Source organism: Aquisphaera insulae, from assembly GCF_011064615.1.
Lineage (GTDB): Bacteria > Planctomycetota > Planctomycetia > Isosphaerales > Isosphaeraceae > Aquisphaera > Aquisphaera insulae.
The window spans coordinates 1-18656 of sequence record NZ_JAALJH010000078.1; the positions used below are offsets into that span (position 1 = coordinate 1).

Sequence of the window (18656 nt, forward strand, 5' to 3'; positions counted from 1 at the left end):
GCGTGGGCCGCGGCGCGATCACGGCCCCCGCTCGACTCGGCGGGAGCCTCGTTCTCCCGGTCTGGATCCGCGACCGCGCCGGGTGCCGAGTCGGACGGGCCCGGGATTCGACGGCCTGGGCGCGTCGAATTCAGCCCGGGAGGATCAAAAGGCCAACGCTTTATCCACCAGAAGGAGAGGCGAGTTAGGAGACACGGGCATTCAGGGTGTCGCGATTGAACTCGGGTGTCTGCGAGGACTGGGCAAGGTGAGGCTTGGTACACGAAATACGGCGACGTCCGGGGAAGTCGCTGATTCGGCTCGGAGGCGCTCCAACGCGGCGACCCAGATAGAGTGCTTGGGCGCCAGGGGTGTCGGGGCTCAGACCTTGCAGTCCGGGACTTTCTCCCGGTGCGACGATCGATGGCCGAGAGGGATTGAATTCCTGGGCGGAATCGCCTATTGTGAACCACTTAAAGCGGTGCTGGATCACAAATGAGATTGGCCCACGAAAACGGGCCGCGCAGTTGGGGAGAGAGATGGCGATCACCAAGGAGAAGAAGACGGAGCTCATCGGGACCTTCAAGCGTGGCGAGCACGACACCGGCTCGCCGGAAGTGCAGATCGCACTCCTGACGGCTCGAATCAACGGCCTGACCGACCACTTCAAGACGCACGCCAAGGATCATGCCAGCCGCCGAGGGCTGCTGAAGATGGTTTCGAAGCGGTCCGGCCTGCTCAAGTACCTGCGGCTGCATGATCGGAAGACGTACCTCGAACTGATCAGCCGCCTGGGGATCCGCAAGTAATCCGGATCTCGCCGATCCAGGGCACGCGCGGCGCCTCGCTCGAACGGGCGGCCGCGACGGCCCTGTCAGGCCGGTCCCGGGAGTCTCGACGGCTTCGGGGATGCCTCGATCAGGTCCCCCCGCCGTCGGCCATTCGAGCCGGCCCCTTACAGCAAGTTTCACGGTCCTTCGCCATGGCCGCTCCGCTCCGGCCGGGCACGTGCGAGAGCCCTTCCCGGATGTTCCCCCGTGATTCACCCGAGGGGATTCGAGGAATCCCCCACGAACGCATCGAAGTTGCGTCGCGAGGTGGATCGAGCAGGCTGCGAGGACCGCTTCCCATCCATTTTCTTTTGCTGGCCGCAGGCGCGGCCTTGCAGGTAGCATTCCATGTCGAACAACGTGACTTCCCGAAAGTCCGTCGAACGGACGATCGGCGACAAGAAGATCAGCATCGAGACCGGCCTCCTGGCCAAGCAGGCGAGTGGCGCCGTCGTCGTGCGAATCGGCGACACGATGACGCTGGTGGCGACCATGGCGGCCCCCGGCCGCGAGGGGCTGGACTTCTTCCCCCTGACCGTCGACTATCGCGAGAAGACCTACGCCGCGGGCAAGTTCCCGGGCGGCTTCATCAAGCGTGAGGGCCGGCCCAGCACCAAGGAGATCCTCACCTCCCGCCTCATCGACCGGCCGATCCGGCCCCTCTTCCCGGACTGGTATCGCGAGGAAGTCCAGATCCAGGCCGGGCCCATCTCGGCCGATCGCCAGAATGACCCGGACGTCCTGACCATCATCGGCGCGTCGGCGTCGCTGCTCCTGACCAAGGCCCCGTTCCAGGGCCCGATCGGCGCCGTCCGGCTGGGCCGCATCGACGGCAAGCTCATCCCCTTCCCGACGGCGGAGGAGATCGAGCAGAGCGACCTGGATCTCGTCGTCGCCAGCACCTCCAAGGCCGTCGTCATGATCGAGGGCTTCGGCGAGGAGCTCCCCGAGCCCGAGATGGCCGACGCCATCATGGAAGCCCACCGGCTCAACCAAGAGCTCATCGGGCTCCAGTACGACCTCCTGGAGGCCCTGGGCCGGCCGATCCCGGAACACGTCGAGACCCCCGCCGATCCGCTCCGGCAACTCCTCTACGATCGATACGGCCACCAGCTCCGCGAGGCCAAGCAGATCTTCCTCAAGCAGGAGCGGAACGCCACGACCAAGGCGCTGGTCGAGCAGATCATCAAGGACCTGATCCCCGCCGAGGGGCAGGGCCAGGTCGTCGCGCTCGCGGCCGGCGGCGAGGAAGCCGTCACCCCCGGGCGGATCAAGGCCGCCTTCTACGCGGTCGAGGAGAGGGTCGTCCGCGAGCTCATCCTCGACGGCCGGCGGCCGGACGGCCGAGGCCCCCGCGACCTGCGGGCGATCCGATGCGAGGTCGGCCTGCTGCCCCGCGCCCACGGCTCCGCCCTCTTCCAGCGCGGCGAGACCCAGGCCCTGGTGACCACCGTCCTGGGGACCTCCGCGGACGAGCAGCGGGTCGATGGGATCATGGACGAGTTCCACAAGAAGTTCATGCTCGACTACAACATGCCGCCGTTCGCCGTCGGCGAGATCCGGCCCATCCGCGGGCCCGGCCGCCGCGAGATCGGCCACGGTGCCCTCGCCGAGCGATCGGTCGCCCCGATCCTGCCGACCCCCGCGCAGTTCCCTTACACGATCCGCGTCGTTTCCGACATCCTCGAGTCCAACGGCTCCAGCTCCATGGCCTCGGTCTGCGGGGCGACCCTCAGCCTGATGGACGCCGGAGTTCCCATCTCCGACCCCGTCGGGGGCATCTCGATCGGCCTGGTCCAGGATGAGCACACCGGCCGCCACATCCTCCTCACCGACATCATCGGCGACGAGGACCACTTCGGCGACATGGACTTCAAGGTCGCCGGCACGCAGCGCGGGGTGACCGGGATTCAGCTCGACCTGAAGAACAAGGGGATCACCGAGGAGATCATCCGTGAGACCCTCGAGCAGGCCCACGAGGCCCGGCTCGAGATCCTTCGGGCCATGCTCCGGGCGATCAAGCGGCCGCGCGAGGAGATCTCCTCGAACGCCCCCCGGCTGATCCAGATCCAGATCAACCCCGAGAAGATCGGTCTCGTCATCGGCCCCGGCGGCAAGACGATCCGGCGTCTCCAGGAGGAGACCGGCGCCAAGATCGACATCGAGGACTCCGGCGTCGTCACCCTGTCCAGCTCCGACGCCTCCGGCGCCGAGGCCGCCCGCGACAAGATCGTGGCGATGACCGAGGGCGTCCAGATCGGCCGGATCTACGAGGGGCGGGTCACCTCGATCAAGGATTTCGGCGCCTTCGTCGAGATCCTCCCGGGCAAGGACGGGCTCGTCCACATCAGCGAGCTGTCCGACGGCTACGTGGCGAGCGTCACCGACATCTGCCGCGTGGGCGACCCTATGCTCGTCAAGGCGATCGCCGTCGACGACCAGGACCGCGTCAAGCTCTCCCGCAAGGCCGCCCTGGCCGAGCGCGGCGAGGTCGACGAGTTCGCCTCCCGGACCCGCCCGGCCGGTGCCCCCGATCGTCCCCAGGGCGGCCCGCCGCGTCGGCCCCCGCAGGCCGGTGGCGGCGGTGGCGGCGGTTATGGCGGAGATCGCGACCGGGATCGCGACCGCGGCCCGTCTCGCGGGCCCTCGCGGCCCTGATCGAAGCACATGGGGCCCGGGGAGTCCTCTCCCCGGGCCCGCCCGTCGTCCGATCCGTCCCTCGAAACCGATCGAGCTACCCCGATGGCCGATTCCCTCGCCGGCACACTCTCCGATCGCGCGGCGGCCGTCCCGACCCCCGGTGGCGACTCGCAATACCGCGACGTGGAGTCCGACGCCACCAGGAGGCTCCGCCAGCAATACGCGGAGATCTCCCAGCTTGCCGGCGGGCTCGCCCACGAGGTCCGGAATCCACTCTCCACCCTCTCGCTCAACCTGGATCTCCTGTCGGAGGACTTCCAGAAGCCGGAGACCCCGCGCGACCGCCGCGTCAAGCAGCGGGTCGAGCGGCTCAAGCGCGAGGTCCAGCGGCTCCACGACATCGTGGAGAACTTCCTCCGCTTCGCTCGTTTCCAGGAGGTCGAGACGACCTCGGCCGACCTGAACCTCGTCATCGAGGAACTCTGCGACTTCTACGAGCCGCAAGCCGCCACTCAGGGCATCGTGCTGCGGACCCACCTCGCGCCCGAATTGCCGCCGGTCGCCCTCGACGCCGACCTCTTCAAGCAGGCCCTCCTCAACCTGGTGCTCAATGCCGAGCACGCCATGCCCGAGGGGGGCGAGCTGATCCTGACTTCTCGCCGCGAGGGGACGTCGGTCATCGTGGAGGTCACCGACACGGGGACCGGCATTCCCGTCGACGTCCTGGGGCGGATCTTCGACGCGTTCTATTCGACGCGATCCGGCGGCAGCGGCCTGGGCCTGCCCACGACCCGGAAGATCGTCGAGGCTCATGGCGGATCCATCGAGGTCCAGAGCGAGCCGGGCAAGGGGTCCCGGTTCACGATCCGGCTGCCGATTTCCGAGTCACGCTGAATCGCCCGAGCGGGGACGGTCCCGCCCAGGGCGCGTGGTGCGCCGATGCACGACTACGACCGGAGTAGCAAGTGGCTGATCCAGCATTACGGCGACGCCATCCTGCGCCTGGCCGGGGTGGTGGGTATCGTCCGATGGCAAGCGCTGCAATCGGAGGTGGTGCAGCCGCGTGCCCTGCCCGACAGCCTGATCCAGGCCCTGCTGGAAGGGGAGTCGGAGCCGCGGCTCTTCGTCCTGGAGATGGCGACGTATCCGGAGCCGAGGGTCGCCGAGCAGGCCATCCGCGACGCGGCCCTCGTCTATCTCGATCGGAAGATCCTGCCGGAAGTCGTGGTCGTGGTGCTCAGCCCGAAGGGCCGCGTCCAGGTGCCGCGGGAGTCGGAGATCCAGAGCGTCGGCGGCTGGACCAGCTTGCACCTCCGCTGGCGGGTGGTCGAGCTCTGGACGATCCCCGCAGGCCGCTTGCTGGAGTCCGGCGACGTGGGAGCCGTGCCGTGGTCCTTGCTGGGCAAGATGGAAGGCCCGCCCGAGCCGTTCTTCCGTCGCTGTCGCGAGCGGATCGACCGCGAGGCGCCGCCGGAGGAGCGGGAGAACCTGCTGGCGGTCTCGCAGGTCCTGGCGCGGTTGCGATATGATGATGAAGGGCTCTTCCGTTGGCTGGGGGGAGAACAGGACATGCTCGAGTTGCCCTTCCTGGACAAGCTCAAGGAAAAATGGATGCGAGAGGCCGCGGCGGAGGCCACTCGCAAGGCCGAAGAGGCGGCCCGCGAGGCGGCCCGCGAGGCGGCCCATGCCACTCGGGTCGGGAGCATCATCGAAGTCTTGACCGCGCGTTTCGGCGCCCGGGCCTCGTCAGTGCGGCCGAAGCTCGCCGCCATTGAAGACGATCGGCGCCTCAACGACCTCGTGAAGGTCGCGGCCGTCTGCGAGAGCCTCAAGGACTTCCGCAGCCATCTCCGCGGCCCGGCCTGAATCCGAGCCGCCGGTGACCAACACGCGCCCGTCCTCGCCCGATCCCCGCGCCTGGTGATGGACCTGCCGCCTCGCTAGAATGGCCTGCTTCGAGGGGCCGTGTCGGGGAGAAAGCGACCGCCGATGGACCATCAAATCCGCGTCCTCGTGGTGGATGACGACGAGCCCCATGCCGAGGCCGTGGCCGAGAGCCTGGAACGCGTCGGCTACGAGTGCGTCGTCGCCACGAGCGGTCGCGAGGGGCTGAAGCTCATCGAGGAGCAGACCTTCGACATCATCATCACCGACCTGATCATGGACGGCGTGGGCGGCCTCGAGATCCTCGCCAAGGCCAAGCGCGAGCTCCCGGACGCCGAGGTCGTGATCCTGACCGGGCACGGCACCATCAAGACCGCCGTGACCGCGATGCAGGCCGGCGCGACGACCTACCTCACCAAGCCGCTCGACATCGGCGAGCTCCGGACCGTCGTGGACAAGGCGTCGCAGTCCCAGCGGCTGGCGCGGTCCAACATCGAGCTTCAGAAGCAGCTCAACGAGAAGTTCGGCTTCGAAGGCGTCATCGGCAACTCGCCGGCCATGCACACGGTGGTCGCCCGCCTCCGCCAGATCGCGCCGACCTCCGCCTCGGTCCTGATCACCGGCGAGAGCGGCACGGGGAAGGAGCTCGTGGCCAAGGCCCTGCACAACAACGGCCCGAGGCGATACAAGCCCTTCGTCACGCTCAATTGTGCCGCACTCTCCGACAACATCCTCGAGAGCGAGCTCTTCGGCCACGTGAAGGGGGCCTTCACGGGCGCCGACCGCGAGCGCAAGGGGTGGTTCGAGCACGCCAACGGCGGGACCCTCTTCCTCGATGAGGTCGGCGACATCCCGCTGGGCACGCAGGTGAAGCTCCTCCGCGCCCTCGAGAATGGGGAGATCGTCCGCGTCGGCACCAACGAGCCCATCAAGGTGAATGTCCGCCTGATCTCGGCCACGAATCGCGACCTGGCCGACGCCATCGCCCGGGGGGATTTCCGACAGGATCTGTACCATCGGCTCAAGGTCGTCAGCATCAAGCTCCCCCCTCTCCGCGAGCGGCGGGAGGACATCGACCTGCTGATCGACCACTTCCTCCGGGAGTTCACGGCCTCGCACGAGAAGAAGATCACCGCCATCACGCCGGCCGCCCGGAAGGTCTTTCGCCAATACTCGTGGCCCGGGAACGTCCGCGAGCTCCGGAATGTCGTCGAGAGCATGGTCGTCATCGACTCCGACGGCGTCATCGACGTCGACGACCTCACCGAGGACCTCCAGGCCGTCTCGACGGGCGCGCCGTCTCTCGCCCCGTCGCCGGGGGCCGATTCGCTCGTCGGCAAGTCGCTCGAGGAGACCGAGAAGTACTACATCCTCGAGACCCTCAAGCTTACCGGCGGCAACCGCGAGGAGGCGGCTCGAATCCTCGGCATCGGCGAACGGACGCTCTACCGCAAGCTCAAGGAGTATGGCGGCGGCTGAGACCGCGAGGGTCGCCGACGAGGCTCAAGAGGACGCATCGATTCATCCCCAAGGGAAGCACTCATGACTCTCTCTCCGCCCCGGGCTAGCTCGTACTGCCGCATCCTCGGCCTGATCGCCGCGTCGATCGTCTTGCCGAACCCGTCGGCGGGCGCCCAGGACATCCTGCCGCGGGCCACGCCGGAGTCCGTCGGCGTCTCGACCGAGCGGCTCCAGCGGATCCACGAGGCCGTCCAGCGGCAGATCGACGATCACAAGATCAGCGGCGCGGTGACGCTCGTCGCGCGCCGCGGGTTCGTCGTCCATCTGGAGGCCCACGGCGTCCGAAACGTCGAGACGAAGGCCCCGATGACCGTCGACACGATCTTCAAGATGGCCTCCTGCTCCAAGCCGGTCACGGCCGTCGCCGTGCTCATGCTGGTCGAGGAGGGTAAGATCAGGCTGAACGACCCGGTCTCCCGGTTCATCCCCGAATTCAGGGACATGAAGGTCGCCGTCGCGAAGGAGGGCTCGACGGAGATCGAGCTCGTGAAGGCCGACCGCGAGATCACCGTCCGCGATCTCCTCACGCACACGTCGGGCCTGCTTACCGGCGGACCGGGCATGAAGACCCCGAAGGGGGGCGACTACTGGCCGAAGGCCGAGGACACGCTGGCCACGGCCGCCCCTCGGTTCGCGCAGTTCCCGCTCGACTTCCAGCCGGGCACGAAATGGAACTACAGCCCGATCGCCGGCATCGACACCCTGGCCCGGATCGTCGAGGTCGCCTCCGGCCAGACCTTCGACCTGTTCGTCCGCACGCACCTCTTCGAACCGCTCGGCATGAAGGACACCGCCTTCGTCGTCCCGGACAGCCGCAAGGACCGCATGGCGACCGTCTACAGGAAGACCGACAAGGGACTCGAGCCGAATCCCAACGACCTCGTGTTCGCCCGGAGTTACCCCTCGGGCGCCGCGGGCCTCTATTCGACCGCCGCCGACTACTTCCGCTTCGGCCAGATGCTCCTCAACGGCGGCCGTTCCGATGGCGGCCAGGTCCTCTGTCCGCGCAGCGTCGCGTTGATGTCCACCAACGAGGTCGGCGACCTCTTCCACAACGTCATCGGCCGCGGCGAGGGCATGGGCTTCGGCTTCGCCGTGGAGATCGTCCAGGATCCGATCGCCATCGGCACCTACCGCTCGGCCGGCAGCTTCGGCTGGGACGGCGCCTTCGGGACCCACTTCTTCGTCGATCCCCAGGAGCAGCTCGTCGCCGTCCTGTTGATCCAGACCTCCAACGGACGGGCGATGCACCCGGACTTCGAGACCGCCGTGATGCAGTCGCTGGTGGAGACCGAGCGGTGATCCCGATCAGGTCAGCCCGCCTTCGACGACCGTGATGTCCACGTTCTGCTTCTCCCCGATCTGACGGAGCCCGTCTTGCCACCCCGCTCCCGTGTGCGCGGGCGGCACGAGGACCCGCGCGGTCATGGAGAAAAGGGGGACGCCGCTCTCCGCCCCGGGGGAGCAATCCGAGTCGGCGGACTCGATGTCGATCCCCTGCTCGGAGAGATAACGGGCGATGCCATTGATGATGCCCTCGTGGTCGGCGCCCTCGACGGCGATCCGGTAGGGCCGCCAGCCGTCGCGAACCTCGATGCCGGGGCGCTCCACGGCGGTCTTGGTGACCCTGTAGCCGCGCGAGGTGAGCGCGGAGAGGTCCGAATCGAGGGCATGCAGGGAATCGGTCGGGATCGTCAGCAGGACGAGGATGGCGAACTCACCGCCGAGCCGCGCCATCCGGCTGGTCTCGACGTTGCCGCCCCGATCGAGGAGGAGCCGGGTGACTTCCTCGACGAAGCCGATCCGGTCCGGGCCCGTCAGCGTCAGGATGAAGGTCTTCTTCACGGGGCGATCTCCCTTTGGCGGTGCTCGTCGATGAGGCCGTGTTGCTTCCGCCATCATAGCCGCCGGTAGGTGCGACCGGCCACGCCAGAGAGGGTGCCGCGACGAGGTTGATCCGGCGCGTCCGCCGTGGTCCCCCATCTCGTCGGTAGCGAATTCACCCCGGTAGTCCTCGATGGTCTCGCTCGCGGCATCGGCGTCCATGAAGTCCCCGAGCCTTCGAATCGCGAAGCTCGGGTCCGGAGACCGGGTCAACGACTCGAGGGTGCGGTCGGAGCTGACGGAGTCGCTGATCGTCGATGACATCGTCGTGCAGCGAGATCCCCCCTCGCGACTCGACGCCTCGAAGGCCCGGCGGAGCTCGCAGAGGACCGCGTCGATCGTCATCTCGGGTAGAAAATGCTCCGCGGCCGGGAGCGCCGGGGACAGCCGCCTCGGCGGGCTTCCTGCAAATTGTCACGGCCGCGGCACACCACGAGGGAGCCTCATCAGGGGAGAATCGCACGGGGCCCGGTCACCTCGTCGGCCCACTTCAGCAGGGCATCGATGACCGCCGGATTGAACTCCCCCGTCGCACCGGGCGTGTGGTCCTTGGCGAAGCTCTCCGCGGGCGAGTGCATCCGGGCAAACCCATGGTCGCTCTCCGGAAGCCTGAGGAACTTCCCGTTCCCCGGATGACCGCGGTCCACGAGTCGCGCGATCGCCTCGTGGTCGAGGGGGCTCGAGACGTAGTCCGACTCACCCCAGATGGCCAGGGCGTGACCACCGAACTGTTCCCAGGCCTTCGCGATGTCCTTCGAGGCGAGCTGGCGAAAGAACTCAAGGCTCCGTCCGACCATGTATCGTCCGTCCTGCCAGGTCGAATCGATCCGTTCGCGAATCTCCGGGTGCCGCGTGACGACCTCCTCCGCGGAGCGTCCGTCGGCGAGGAGGAGCGACTGAATCAGGGCCTCCTGGCGCACATGCCGGTCGAGCTCCGCGGCGTCGACGCCGGCCAGCTCTTCCTGACGGCGGACGTTCTCGAGCATGTACTCATGCCAGGTCCTGGTCACCGTGCCATAGACGGCGATGCCCTTGACGCCGCCCTCCGACCCCAGCAACGGCCCCCAGACGCCACCCATGCTGTGGCCGAAGATCAGCACCTTGCTCGCGTCCACGAACTCGAGCGAGCGGAGGGCCTTCAGCCCCTGCCGATAGGCGTCGAGCTCCGTATCGAAGTCGACATCGCGGGTGGGGCCGCCCTCGCTGTCCCCCTGGCCGGGCTTCTCCACTCGAAACGTGACATAGCCCTTGCGTGTGAACGCGTCGATCAGCTCGGCGTATCCCATCGGGCCGCCGAGGGCGGTGTCCACCGAGTAGCCGCCGATCCCCTGGATCAGGAGTAAGGCCGGGCGCCGGTTCGGGACGCGGGGGCGAGTCAGGATGGTCCGGAGCCGTCCGGACTTCCCGGCGATCGATCCGTAGACCACGTCGAAGGCGTCACTGCGCTCGCGCGGCCGCTCGCGGAGCGTCAGGTCCTTCTCGAGCCTGTCCCCGCTGCGAGACCATTCGACGCGGATCGACTCCCCGGATTTCCGGGCCGCCACGGCGGCCACGATCGAGGCCGGCCCGTCGACGGGCTTTCCGGCCAGCCCCGTGATGAGATCACCCTCGTGCAGGCCGGCCGCCTGGGCGGAGGAATCGGGTAGGACCTGCTGGATCAGCGCTCCTCCCCGCTCGACCTTCGCCCGGGACCGATCCTCGGCCGAGGGCGGGGCGAGCTTCGCCCCGAAGAAGGCCGATCGTTTCAGCTCGTCCGCCTGCACCGCGGCGGGCGTGACCGTCGTCAACACGACCAGGATTGTCATTCGATCGATTCGAGTCATGTCGCTGTTCCTTCCCGCACGATGCCTTGGCTCGAGACTCGCTCCGGACGCCGGCGGAGTCGCCGAGGATCTCCGGAGCGAGTAGACTCATGGCCGCCGCATTGCAGACGGCATCGGAGCCCCCGAGCTTATCCTCCCGGCTCGTGGCCGTACGTGACGCCACGGGGCCAGTATCATGAGATCCCGGTCCGAATCTCGTTCCCAGCCTCCACCGTCGGGATCCTTACGCGATCTTTCTGTACACCAGATCAGCGGGTAAAATGCAATGAGCGGCCGTTTCCGTGGGGGAGGGTAGGGGATGGGTGTGATTCGCCAGTTGCCGCCGTCGGTCGTGAACCAGATCGCCGCGGGCGAGGTGGTCGAGCGGCCGTCGAGCGTGGTCAAGGAGCTGCTCGAGAACGCCATCGACGCCGGGGCGACGCGGGTGGATGTCTCCGTGGAACGGGGCGGCAAGGACCTGGTCCGGATCGCCGACAACGGCGTCGGGATGAGTCCCGACGATCTCTTGCTGGCGTTTCAGCCCCACGCGACGAGCAAGCTCGCGGACGTCGAGGATCTGTACCGGGTCAAGACGCTCGGCTTCCGGGGCGAGGCCCTGGCGGCGATCGCGGAGGTCTCGCGGGTCCGCTGCCAGACCCGCCAGGCCGACGCCGACCAGGGGTCGGAGATCCAGATCGAGGCGGGCATCGCCGGCCCCATCAAGGGGTGCGGGATCCCCGTCGGCACGGTCATGGAGGTCCGCAACCTCTTCTTCAACGTCCCGGTCCGCCGGACTTTCCTCAAGTCGGACCAGACCGAGGCGGGGCATGTTTCCGAGACCTTCCTCCGGATCGCACTCGCCCATCCCGAGGTCCACCTCACGTTCCGCTCGAGCGGCAAGATCCTCCACGACCTGCCTCCGGTGACGGGCATGCGCGATCGGATCGCCACCTTCTTCGGCCGCGAGCTGGCGGAGTCGCTCCTCTGGGTGGAGGGACGGCTCGAAAACATCCACCTCTGGGGCTACGTGGCCCATCCCTCGCAAAGCCGATCCAGCAACAAGGGGCAGTATCTTTTCCTGGGCGGGCGATACGTCCGGGACCGCTCCCTGGGCCATGCCCTGGGAGAGGCGTACCGCGGACTCCTGATGGTTGGCCGCAATCCGGTCGCGTTCCTCCACCTCGAGATCCCGTCTGAGGAAGTGGACGTGAACGTCCATCCGACCAAGATCGAGGTCCGCTTCCGCGATCCCCAGCGCGTCTACAGCCATCTCCTCTCGACGCTTCGACAGACATTCCTGAGCAGCGACCTCCATTCCCGGCTCCAGGCCGCGCAGGACATCCCGTCGCCGGCGGCGACGGCGACGACTCAATCAACCGATCCCGCTCCATCGACCGGCACGCCGCCCTCGCTCTTCGACCGTCCACCCGACCGGCATTCCGTGGCCTCCTGGTTCGACGGCAGCCGTCCCTCCGCCACGCCGCCCACGTCGCCGAGCATCCCGGACACCGTCGGCCGAATCGAGCCCCCGGAGTGGTCGCGATCGCTGCCGGGCCGGTTCGAGTTCGGATCGGGCGACGAGTTCGATGAGTTCGGCGGCGGCCGATCTTCCGACTTGCCGGCGCCGTCGGGGGCTTCCCCATCGGACGAGGCCCGCCCGCCTCTCGACCCCGAGCCGGTTGCCGGCGGCGGCAGGCCGGCCGACCCGGCGCTCACGTCACCGGACCTGTCCCTGAAGGCCATCCAGGTCCACGACAGCTACCTCATCGCCGAGACTCCGGAAGGGATGATGGTCATCGACCAGCACGCCCTCCACGAGCGGATCATCTACGAGGAGCTCCGCCTGCGGGTGGCCGAGGGGAAGGTCGAGTCCCAGGGGCTGCTGGTTCCGGAACCCGTCCATCTGACCGCCGACGAGGCGGCGGCGGTGCTCGAGCAACGGGACGTCCTGGCCGGGCTTGGGCTCGAGGTGGAGGCATTCGGCGGGGACACGGTCGTCATACGGAGCACCCCGGCGATGCTCGGTCACCTCGCTCCGGAGCGGCTCCTTCGCGACCTGGCCGAGCATCTCCAGTCGAACCCGATCCCGCCCACGACGGACGGCCTCGTCGCCGAGATCCTCCACATGGTCGCCTGCAAGGCCGCCGTGAAGGCCGGCGACCGGCTCGAACCCGCGGAGATCGCCGCATTGCTGGCCCGCCGTCACCTCGTCTCCGACTCCCATCATTGCCCGCACGGCCGGCCGACGGCCCTGATCTTCACCAAGTCCGAGCTCGAAAAGCAGTTCGGCCGGATCTGAGCGGATCGACTCCCGCCCCTTTGCTGGCGGGGGCGGCGTGTCGTAGAATCGTGATCGATGGAAGCTCGCATCGCGCCGGCCCTCGGCGTGCGACGAAACACCTTCGGTCGTCTCTCCGGAGCGGGGTGCCTCGTGGCGATGATCTGCGTGACAATCGGGCGAGGACGGCACTCGTCGTTGATCGAGGAGTGGCAGGCCGCGGCCAAGGCCGGCGCGGAACTCGCCGAGCTCCGGATGGACTGCCTCCGCCGCGAGCCGGACCTGAAGCGGATCCTCCAGGACCGGCCCACGCCGGTCGTCTTCACCGCCCGCCGTGGGTCCGACGGCGGGCTCTGGCGCGGCAACGAGGACAGACGGCTCCAGCTCCTCCGCGAGGCCATCGCGATGGGGGTGGACTACGTGGACCTGGAGCAGGACGTCGCCGGCAAGATTCGCCGATTCGGCAAGACCAAGCGGATCGTCAGCTACCACAACCTCAAGGGTACGCCCGCAGAGCTCCAGGACATCGCCGACGAGTGCGAGAAGCTCGATCCCGACATCGTCAAGATCGCGACCAATGCGACCAGCCTCGCGGACGCCTGCCGGGTCCTCCAGCTCGGGACGACCGGCAAGTTCCCGACGATCCCGATCGCGATGGGCGAGTCCGGGGTCTTCACCCGCGTCCTGGGCGCCAGGCTGGGCTCGCCGTTCACTTACGCGGGGATCAATCCGGAGCGCGTCTTCGCCGCCGGGATGCTCCAGTACAACGAGCTCAAGAACGACTATAACTATCGCCAGATCGACGACCGGACCGAGGTCTACGGGGTCATCGGCGATCCCATCCAGCAGAGCCTCAGCCCGGCCATCCACAACGCGGCGTTCCGACACCTGGGCCTGAACAAGGTGCTGGTGCCGTTCCTCGTCCCCAACGGCGGCCTCGAGTCGTTCCTCAAGGATACGCAGTGGCTCGGCCTCAAGGGCTTCAGCGTGACGATCCCGCACAAGGAGGCGATCGTCCCGCTGCTCCAGCAGAAGGAGAACGCCGTCGAGCGGACGGGGGCCTGCAATACCGTCCTGGTGGACGAGGACGGGAGGCTGCGCGGCTACAACACCGACTACCGCGCGGCCATGGATTCGCTCGAGGTCGGGATGGGGAGCGTGGAAGGCGTGGAGGGCGACAGCCCCCTCGTGGACAAGCAGGTCCTGATCCTGGGCGCGGGGGGCGTGGCCCGATCCATCGCCCGCGGCCTGTCCCGGCGAGGTGCCCATGTCACGATCACCAACCGCCATGACGAGCGGGCCACGAGCCTCGCGGAGGAGATCGGCTGCCGGATGGTGACCTGGTCCCAGCGGGCGACCGTGATCGCCGACGTGATCATCAACTGCACGCCGGTGGGCATGCATCCGAATGTCGATGACACACCGCTCCCCCCCTCCGCGTTCCCCCGCGCGGGGATCGTCGTCTTCGACACGGTCTATCATCCCGAGCATACGATGATCCTCAAGCTGGCCCGCGAGCGGCAGGCGGTGACGATCTCGGGCGTCGACATGTTCCTCCGCCAGGCCGCCCTCCAGTTCAAGCAATACGCCGGGCAGGACGCGCCCCTGGATCTCATGAGAGCCGTGCTCAAACGCAAGCTCGGGCCGCTCAAGGAAGAATGACGCGAGATTCCGTGAACTCCATGCAGACGCACCCTGGGGAACGTGGTCGGGGCCTGGTCCTGGTCGGCTATCGCGGCACGGGCAAATCCACCGTGGGCCGGATCATCGCCGGTCGACTGGGCCGTGCGTTCGTCGAGGTCGATTCCGAGATCGAGCTCCGGGCCGGTCGTAGCATTCGGTCCATCTTCGAGCAGGATGGCGAGCCCTTCTTCCGGGACCTGGAGGCGGCGGTCGTCCTCGACCTCGTCGAGCGAAACCCCGGCGCGGTGCTCGGGACCGGCGGGGGCACGGTCCTCCGCGAGGCCAACCGCGAGCATCTTCGTCGGCATGGCTCGGTCGTCTGGCTCCGGGTCGAGCCGTCGGAACTCGCCCGTCGGATCCAGGCCGATGCGAACTCCCATGCCACCCGACCTGGGCTGACGGCCGCCGGCCCGGTCGCCGAGATCCCGGCCGTCCTCGCGGCCCGGACCCCCGCCTACCAGGCAATCGCGGATCACGAGGTGGACGCCCAGGCCGGACCGCCGGACCTGATCGCCGATCGAATCCTCGCGCTCTGGGACGCCGGAGCCTGAGCCCTCGCGGGCAGGAAGGACGCGACCTCCGTGATGGCGATGGGACCGGTCATGGTGATCCTGGGCGTGATCGTGTTCCTCATCGGGGCGGTCGTCGGCAGCTTCCTGAACGTCTGCATCTATCGCCTGCCGTGGGAGAAGAGCGTCATCTGGCCGGCCTCGCACTGCCCCCGGTGCTGGAACGCGATCGCCGCCTATGACAACATCCCGATCCTCGGCTGGCTGATCCTCCGCGGGCGATGCCGTCGCTGCGGGCTCTCGATCTCACCGCGGTATCCGCTCGTCGAGTTCCTGGTCGGGCTCCTCTTCGTGGCCGTCTTCGTCGTCGACGTGGTGTACGGCCCGCGGGGCCGATACGGCTATGACATCGGACTCCCGCTGGCCACCTTCTTCTACCACGCATTCCTGGTCGCCTTGCTGGTGGCCGCGACGTTCATCGACTACGACCTTTACGTCATCCCCGATTCGATCACGGTCACCGGCATGATCGTGGGGATCGCCGGGGGATGGCTCGTGCCGGCGATCCGGCTGACCCCCTCGACCGCCGAATCTCACTGGGAGGGGCTGGCCGTCGGACTGGTCGGGCTCCTCGTCGGGGGCGGCCTGATGGAGGCCGTCCGGCGCCTGGCCAACCTGGTCGCGACGACGATCGTCAGCCTGGTCAATCATCGGTACTGCCGTGTCGAGGCGATGGGGTTCGGCGACGTGACCTTGATGGCGATGATCGGCGCCTTCCTCGGCTGGCAGGCGGCCGTACTGACCTTCTTCATCGGGCCCTTCTTCGGACTCGGCACCGCGATCGTCAAGATCTTCAACAAGTACCGGAAGCTGCTTGGTGGCCGGAAATTATCGGCCGTCGACCGCGAAGTCCCTTTCGGGCCTTATCTCTGCGCGGGCGCCCTGGCGCTCGTGCTCTCCTGGCGATGGCTCTGGCCCGGCTGGGCGGCGGGCATCTTCGATACCCTGCGCTGGATCTTCTGGTATTTCCTCAACGTGGACGCCGGCCCCTCCGTCTGAGGTCGCGAGACCCTCCCCGCTTCGCACTCCCGATGGATCGAGGTGACTCATGGCTTACCAGTACAAGCGTCGCAAGCCCTCGATATTGAGGAACTTCTGGGTCTACCGGCGGCTCGTCGGCGTGGCCGTCCTGCTCGGCGTCCTGCTCTGGTTCGTCTGGGTGAACGACGCCCTGGTCACCGTCGCCTTTCCATTCCGGCTCGGCGAACTCACCAGCCGCCTCGGCGTCGTGATCCTCCTGAGCGCCGTGTTCGGGTCCCTGATGACCCTGTTGGCCGGCACCATCGTCGTGGCTCGCCGCCGGATCTGGGGCGGATCGGGTCACGTGGGCGAGGCCGGGACGGCCGCGGCTGCACCGGCCGAGGACGATCTCCCTCCCCCCGACTATGCAGCCAAGACGGGCGACGGATTCACCAGCTCGAAATGGACGGGATGAGGGATCGGGGCGGCCCCGCGGCTCCGTTCATGGCCTGTCACCCCCCTCGACTGCCCTTCCCGCAATCGCCAGCTTGCACTATCTTGCGTCGATAAGCCGGATCGGCGTGCCGGCGCAGGCTTGAGCGAAGCGAGGAGTAGGGGTGGCGATTCATGGATGATCTCGCCCGGATCCAGGCCGATTCGCGTCCCGATCGGAAGCGGCTGCGGCGATTGATCCCGCGAGCGGACGGCCCGGGACCCCAGGCCGGAATCGGGCCGAAGGGGCTGCTCGTCCTGGCGCTCTGGTTCGGATTCCTGACGGGGCTGGTCGAGCTCGCGCTGGTCCTGGCCCAGAGGACCCTGGTCGCGCGGATCTCGCTGGAGAGCCTGCGGACGAACCGTCATTTCGTCTGGATGATCCCGGTGGCGGACGTCGCGATCTTCGGGGCCGTCGGCCTGATCTTCGCCCTCTGGGAGCGGCGGCGACCGGGCCGGGTCCAGTTGCCGGCCTGCTTCACCATCGCGGCGGGGCTGTCGCTGGCGGCGTTCTGGTCGGTCGAGTGGCTCCACACCGTCGCCGGCGTGGTGATCTCGGCCGCGGTCGGGGTGAAGGCGTTCGGATGGCTGAATGCCCATGCGATCCGGATCGAGCGGCTCGCACGGCGGACCTTGCCCTGGATGGGCGCCGGGCTGATCAGCCTGACGGTCGTGGCGATCGCCGCCCTGGGATCGGCCGAGCGCCGAGCCCTTGCCGCGATCCCGGCCGCGGAGCCGGGACGTCCGAACGTCCTCCTGATCGTCATGGACGACGTCCGGGCGGAGAGCCTCAGCCTGCACGGCCACGACCGGCCAACCACCCCTCGGCTCGAGCAGATCGCGGGGAAGGGGGTGCGGTTCGACTCGGCGCGATCCACGGCGCCCTGGACGCTCCCCTCGCACGCCAGCATGTTCACGGGGCGATGGCCGCACGACCTCTCGGTGGACTGGACGCACGGGCTGGACTCGTCCCATCCCACGCTCGCCGGCTTCCTGGCGGACCGGGGCTACGCGACGGCCGGGTTCGTGGCCAATACGTACTACTGCAACGCGCGCTACGGCCTCGATCGCGGATTCGCCCGGTACGAGGACTACCTGGAGAACCTCACGATCTCCCCCTTCGAGCTGCTTCGAAGCTCGAGCCTGGGGAAGGGGATCCTCCAGCTCATGGGCTATTCGATGAGGTTCACCACCGGGGACGTCGACACCCGCAAGACGGCGGCGACGATCAACTGGAGCGCCCTCGACTGGCTGGCGTCTCGCCCCGTCGACCGGCCGTTCTTCCTCTTCCTGAACTACTACGACGCCCATGGTCCGTTCCTCCCGCCGAGGGACGCCACCCGGCGCTTCGGCCTCTGCAAGCTGTCCGAGCGGGAGCAGGTCGAGATACTCAAGCATGCCCACGAGACGATGGCGAGTCCCTCGGCATCGGCCGACGACAAGGCCAGGGCGAGGAAGGTCGTGCAGGACGTGAAGCGCGACGGGTACGAGAGCAGCATCGCCTACCTCGACGAGCAGATCGGCCGCTTGATGGACGAGCTGCAATCGCGCGGCCTGCTCGAAAACACGCTGGTGATCGTCACCTCCGACCATGGAGAGCACTTCGAGGAGCGAGGATTCTACGGCCACGGGCTGAGCCTCTATCGTCGAGAGATCCACGTCCCGCTGGTGGTCGTGCCGCCGTCCGGCGCCGCCATCGCCCGGCGATCGATCCCCGAACCGGTCAGCCTTCGAGACATCCCGGCCACGGTCGCGGATTTCGCCGGCCTCGGCGATCGCAGCCCGTTCCCGGGCAGGTCGCTGACCCGGTGTTTCCGTCCGAGTTCGGAGCCCGCGTCGGGTGGGGTGAATCCGGTCCTTTCCGAGGTCGGGCACCAGACGACCGTCGCCCGGACCCCGGGCGTCCCGGCGAGCCTCTCCTCGGTCCAGGCGGTGACCACGGACCGGGATGTTTACATGCGTAGCGGGGATGGCGTGGAGGAACTCTACGACCGCACGGCCGATCCCGACGAGACGCGGAACCGGATCGGCGCGGGCGATGATTCGACCGCGGATTCCCTGCGAAGGTTGCTGGAACAGGTCCGCGGCGAGTGACTCGCACGGGCCATCGGACCGTGGCCTCGACTGTGGCCCT

General features: G+C 68.0%; 14 protein-coding genes. 12 read left to right on the forward strand and 2 right to left on the reverse strand.

What is annotated here, in order from left to right; genetic code table 11:
* Nucleotides 1-518: 518 nt before the first annotated feature.
* The 6 genes from rpsO (at nucleotide 519) to G6O54_RS28620 (ending at nucleotide 8156) form a co-directional block, all read left to right on the forward strand.
* Nucleotides 519-788, forward strand: a complete 270-nt coding sequence (rpsO, locus tag G6O54_RS28595) for a 30S ribosomal protein S15 (protein WP_165231254.1) — start codon at nucleotides 519-521, stop codon at nucleotides 786-788.
* 369 nt (nucleotides 789-1157) lie between these two features.
* The gene (locus G6O54_RS28600) at nucleotides 1158-3467 is read left to right on the forward strand and encodes a polyribonucleotide nucleotidyltransferase (RefSeq protein WP_165231256.1); all 2310 of its coding nucleotides are present in this window, start codon (nucleotides 1158-1160) and stop codon (nucleotides 3465-3467) included.
* Nucleotides 3468-3551: 84 nt separating this feature from the next.
* Nucleotides 3552-4343: a sensor histidine kinase gene (locus G6O54_RS28605; protein ID WP_165231258.1), complete on the forward strand. Its 792-nt coding sequence runs from the start codon at nucleotides 3552-3554 to the stop codon at nucleotides 4341-4343.
* A gap of 45 nt (nucleotides 4344-4388) precedes the next feature.
* Nucleotides 4389-5315, forward strand: a complete 927-nt coding sequence (locus G6O54_RS28610) for a hypothetical protein (RefSeq protein WP_165231260.1) — start codon at nucleotides 4389-4391, stop codon at nucleotides 5313-5315.
* Nucleotides 5316-5438: 123 nt separating this feature from the next.
* Nucleotides 5439-6812: a sigma-54-dependent transcriptional regulator gene (locus G6O54_RS28615; RefSeq protein ID WP_165231262.1), complete on the forward strand. Its 1374-nt coding sequence runs from the start codon at nucleotides 5439-5441 to the stop codon at nucleotides 6810-6812.
* 63 nt (nucleotides 6813-6875) lie between these two features.
* Nucleotides 6876-8156 carry a serine hydrolase domain-containing protein gene (locus G6O54_RS28620; protein ID WP_165231264.1) on the forward strand — a complete coding sequence of 427 codons (1281 nt, stop codon included), beginning with the start codon at nucleotides 6876-6878 and terminating at the stop codon, nucleotides 8154-8156.
* Between the two features lie 6 nt (nucleotides 8157-8162).
* On the opposite strand, the gene G6O54_RS28625 is transcribed toward G6O54_RS28620, so the two are convergent.
* Both G6O54_RS28625 and G6O54_RS28630 read right to left on the reverse strand, forming a co-directional pair.
* Nucleotides 8163-8699, reverse strand: coding sequence for a glycine cleavage system transcriptional repressor (locus tag G6O54_RS28625; RefSeq protein WP_165231266.1), 537 nt, complete (start codon nucleotides 8697-8699; stop codon nucleotides 8163-8165).
* A 485-nt stretch (nucleotides 8700-9184) separates the two neighbouring features.
* On the reverse strand, nucleotides 9185-10561 hold the full coding sequence (locus G6O54_RS28630) for an alpha/beta fold hydrolase (RefSeq protein ID WP_165231268.1): 1377 nt from the start codon (nucleotides 10559-10561) through the stop codon (nucleotides 9185-9187).
* Nucleotides 10562-10859: 298 nt separating this feature from the next.
* On the opposite strand from G6O54_RS28630, the gene mutL reads away from it, so the two are divergent.
* The 6 genes from mutL (at nucleotide 10860) to G6O54_RS28660 (ending at nucleotide 18616) form a co-directional block, all read left to right on the forward strand.
* The gene (gene mutL, locus G6O54_RS28635; RefSeq protein ID WP_165231270.1) at nucleotides 10860-12839 is read left to right on the forward strand and encodes a DNA mismatch repair endonuclease MutL; all 1980 of its coding nucleotides are present in this window, start codon (nucleotides 10860-10862) and stop codon (nucleotides 12837-12839) included.
* A gap of 57 nt (nucleotides 12840-12896) precedes the next feature.
* The gene (gene aroE, locus G6O54_RS28640; protein ID WP_250847145.1) at nucleotides 12897-14480 is read left to right on the forward strand and encodes a shikimate dehydrogenase; all 1584 of its coding nucleotides are present in this window, start codon (nucleotides 12897-12899) and stop codon (nucleotides 14478-14480) included.
* A 20-nt stretch (nucleotides 14481-14500) separates the two neighbouring features.
* Nucleotides 14501-15052, forward strand: coding sequence for a shikimate kinase (locus G6O54_RS28645; RefSeq protein WP_165231273.1), 552 nt, complete (start codon nucleotides 14501-14503; stop codon nucleotides 15050-15052).
* 33 nt (nucleotides 15053-15085) lie between these two features.
* Nucleotides 15086-16069, forward strand: coding sequence for a prepilin peptidase (locus tag G6O54_RS28650; protein ID WP_165231276.1), 984 nt, complete (start codon nucleotides 15086-15088; stop codon nucleotides 16067-16069).
* Between the two features lie 49 nt (nucleotides 16070-16118).
* A complete protein-coding gene (locus G6O54_RS28655) occupies nucleotides 16119-16505 on the forward strand; it encodes a LapA family protein (RefSeq protein WP_165231279.1) in 387 nt (128 codons plus the stop codon).
* 152 nt (nucleotides 16506-16657) lie between these two features.
* The gene (locus G6O54_RS28660; protein WP_165231282.1) at nucleotides 16658-18616 is read left to right on the forward strand and encodes a sulfatase-like hydrolase/transferase; all 1959 of its coding nucleotides are present in this window, start codon (nucleotides 16658-16660) and stop codon (nucleotides 18614-18616) included.
* Nucleotides 18617-18656: the final 40 nt, after the last annotated feature.

Excerpts from the sequence above, each read along its gene's own strand:
- rpsO (WP_165231254.1), top strand. The coding sequence starts at position 519 with ATGGCGATCACCAAGGAGAAGAAGACGGAGCTCATCGGGACCTTCAAG.
- G6O54_RS28600 (WP_165231256.1), top strand. The coding sequence starts at position 1,158 with ATGTCGAACAACGTGACTTCCCGAAAGTCCGTCGAACGGACGATCGGC.
- G6O54_RS28605 (WP_165231258.1), top strand. The coding sequence starts at position 3,552 with ATGGCCGATTCCCTCGCCGGCACACTCTCCGATCGCGCGGCGGCCGTC.
- G6O54_RS28610 (WP_165231260.1), top strand. The coding sequence starts at position 4,389 with ATGCACGACTACGACCGGAGTAGCAAGTGGCTGATCCAGCATTACGGC.
- G6O54_RS28615 (WP_165231262.1), top strand. The coding sequence starts at position 5,439 with ATGGACCATCAAATCCGCGTCCTCGTGGTGGATGACGACGAGCCCCAT.
- G6O54_RS28620 (WP_165231264.1), top strand. The coding sequence starts at position 6,876 with ATGACTCTCTCTCCGCCCCGGGCTAGCTCGTACTGCCGCATCCTCGGC.
- G6O54_RS28630 (WP_165231268.1), bottom strand. The coding sequence starts at position 10,561 with ATGACTCGAATCGATCGAATGACAATCCTGGTCGTGTTGACGACGGTC.
- mutL (WP_165231270.1), top strand. The coding sequence starts at position 10,860 with ATGGGTGTGATTCGCCAGTTGCCGCCGTCGGTCGTGAACCAGATCGCC.
- aroE (WP_250847145.1), top strand. The coding sequence starts at position 12,897 with ATGGAAGCTCGCATCGCGCCGGCCCTCGGCGTGCGACGAAACACCTTC.
- G6O54_RS28645 (WP_165231273.1), top strand. The coding sequence starts at position 14,501 with ATGCAGACGCACCCTGGGGAACGTGGTCGGGGCCTGGTCCTGGTCGGC.
- G6O54_RS28650 (WP_165231276.1), top strand. The coding sequence starts at position 15,086 with ATGGCGATGGGACCGGTCATGGTGATCCTGGGCGTGATCGTGTTCCTC.
- G6O54_RS28655 (WP_165231279.1), top strand. The coding sequence starts at position 16,119 with ATGGCTTACCAGTACAAGCGTCGCAAGCCCTCGATATTGAGGAACTTC.
- G6O54_RS28660 (WP_165231282.1), top strand. The coding sequence starts at position 16,658 with ATGGATGATCTCGCCCGGATCCAGGCCGATTCGCGTCCCGATCGGAAG.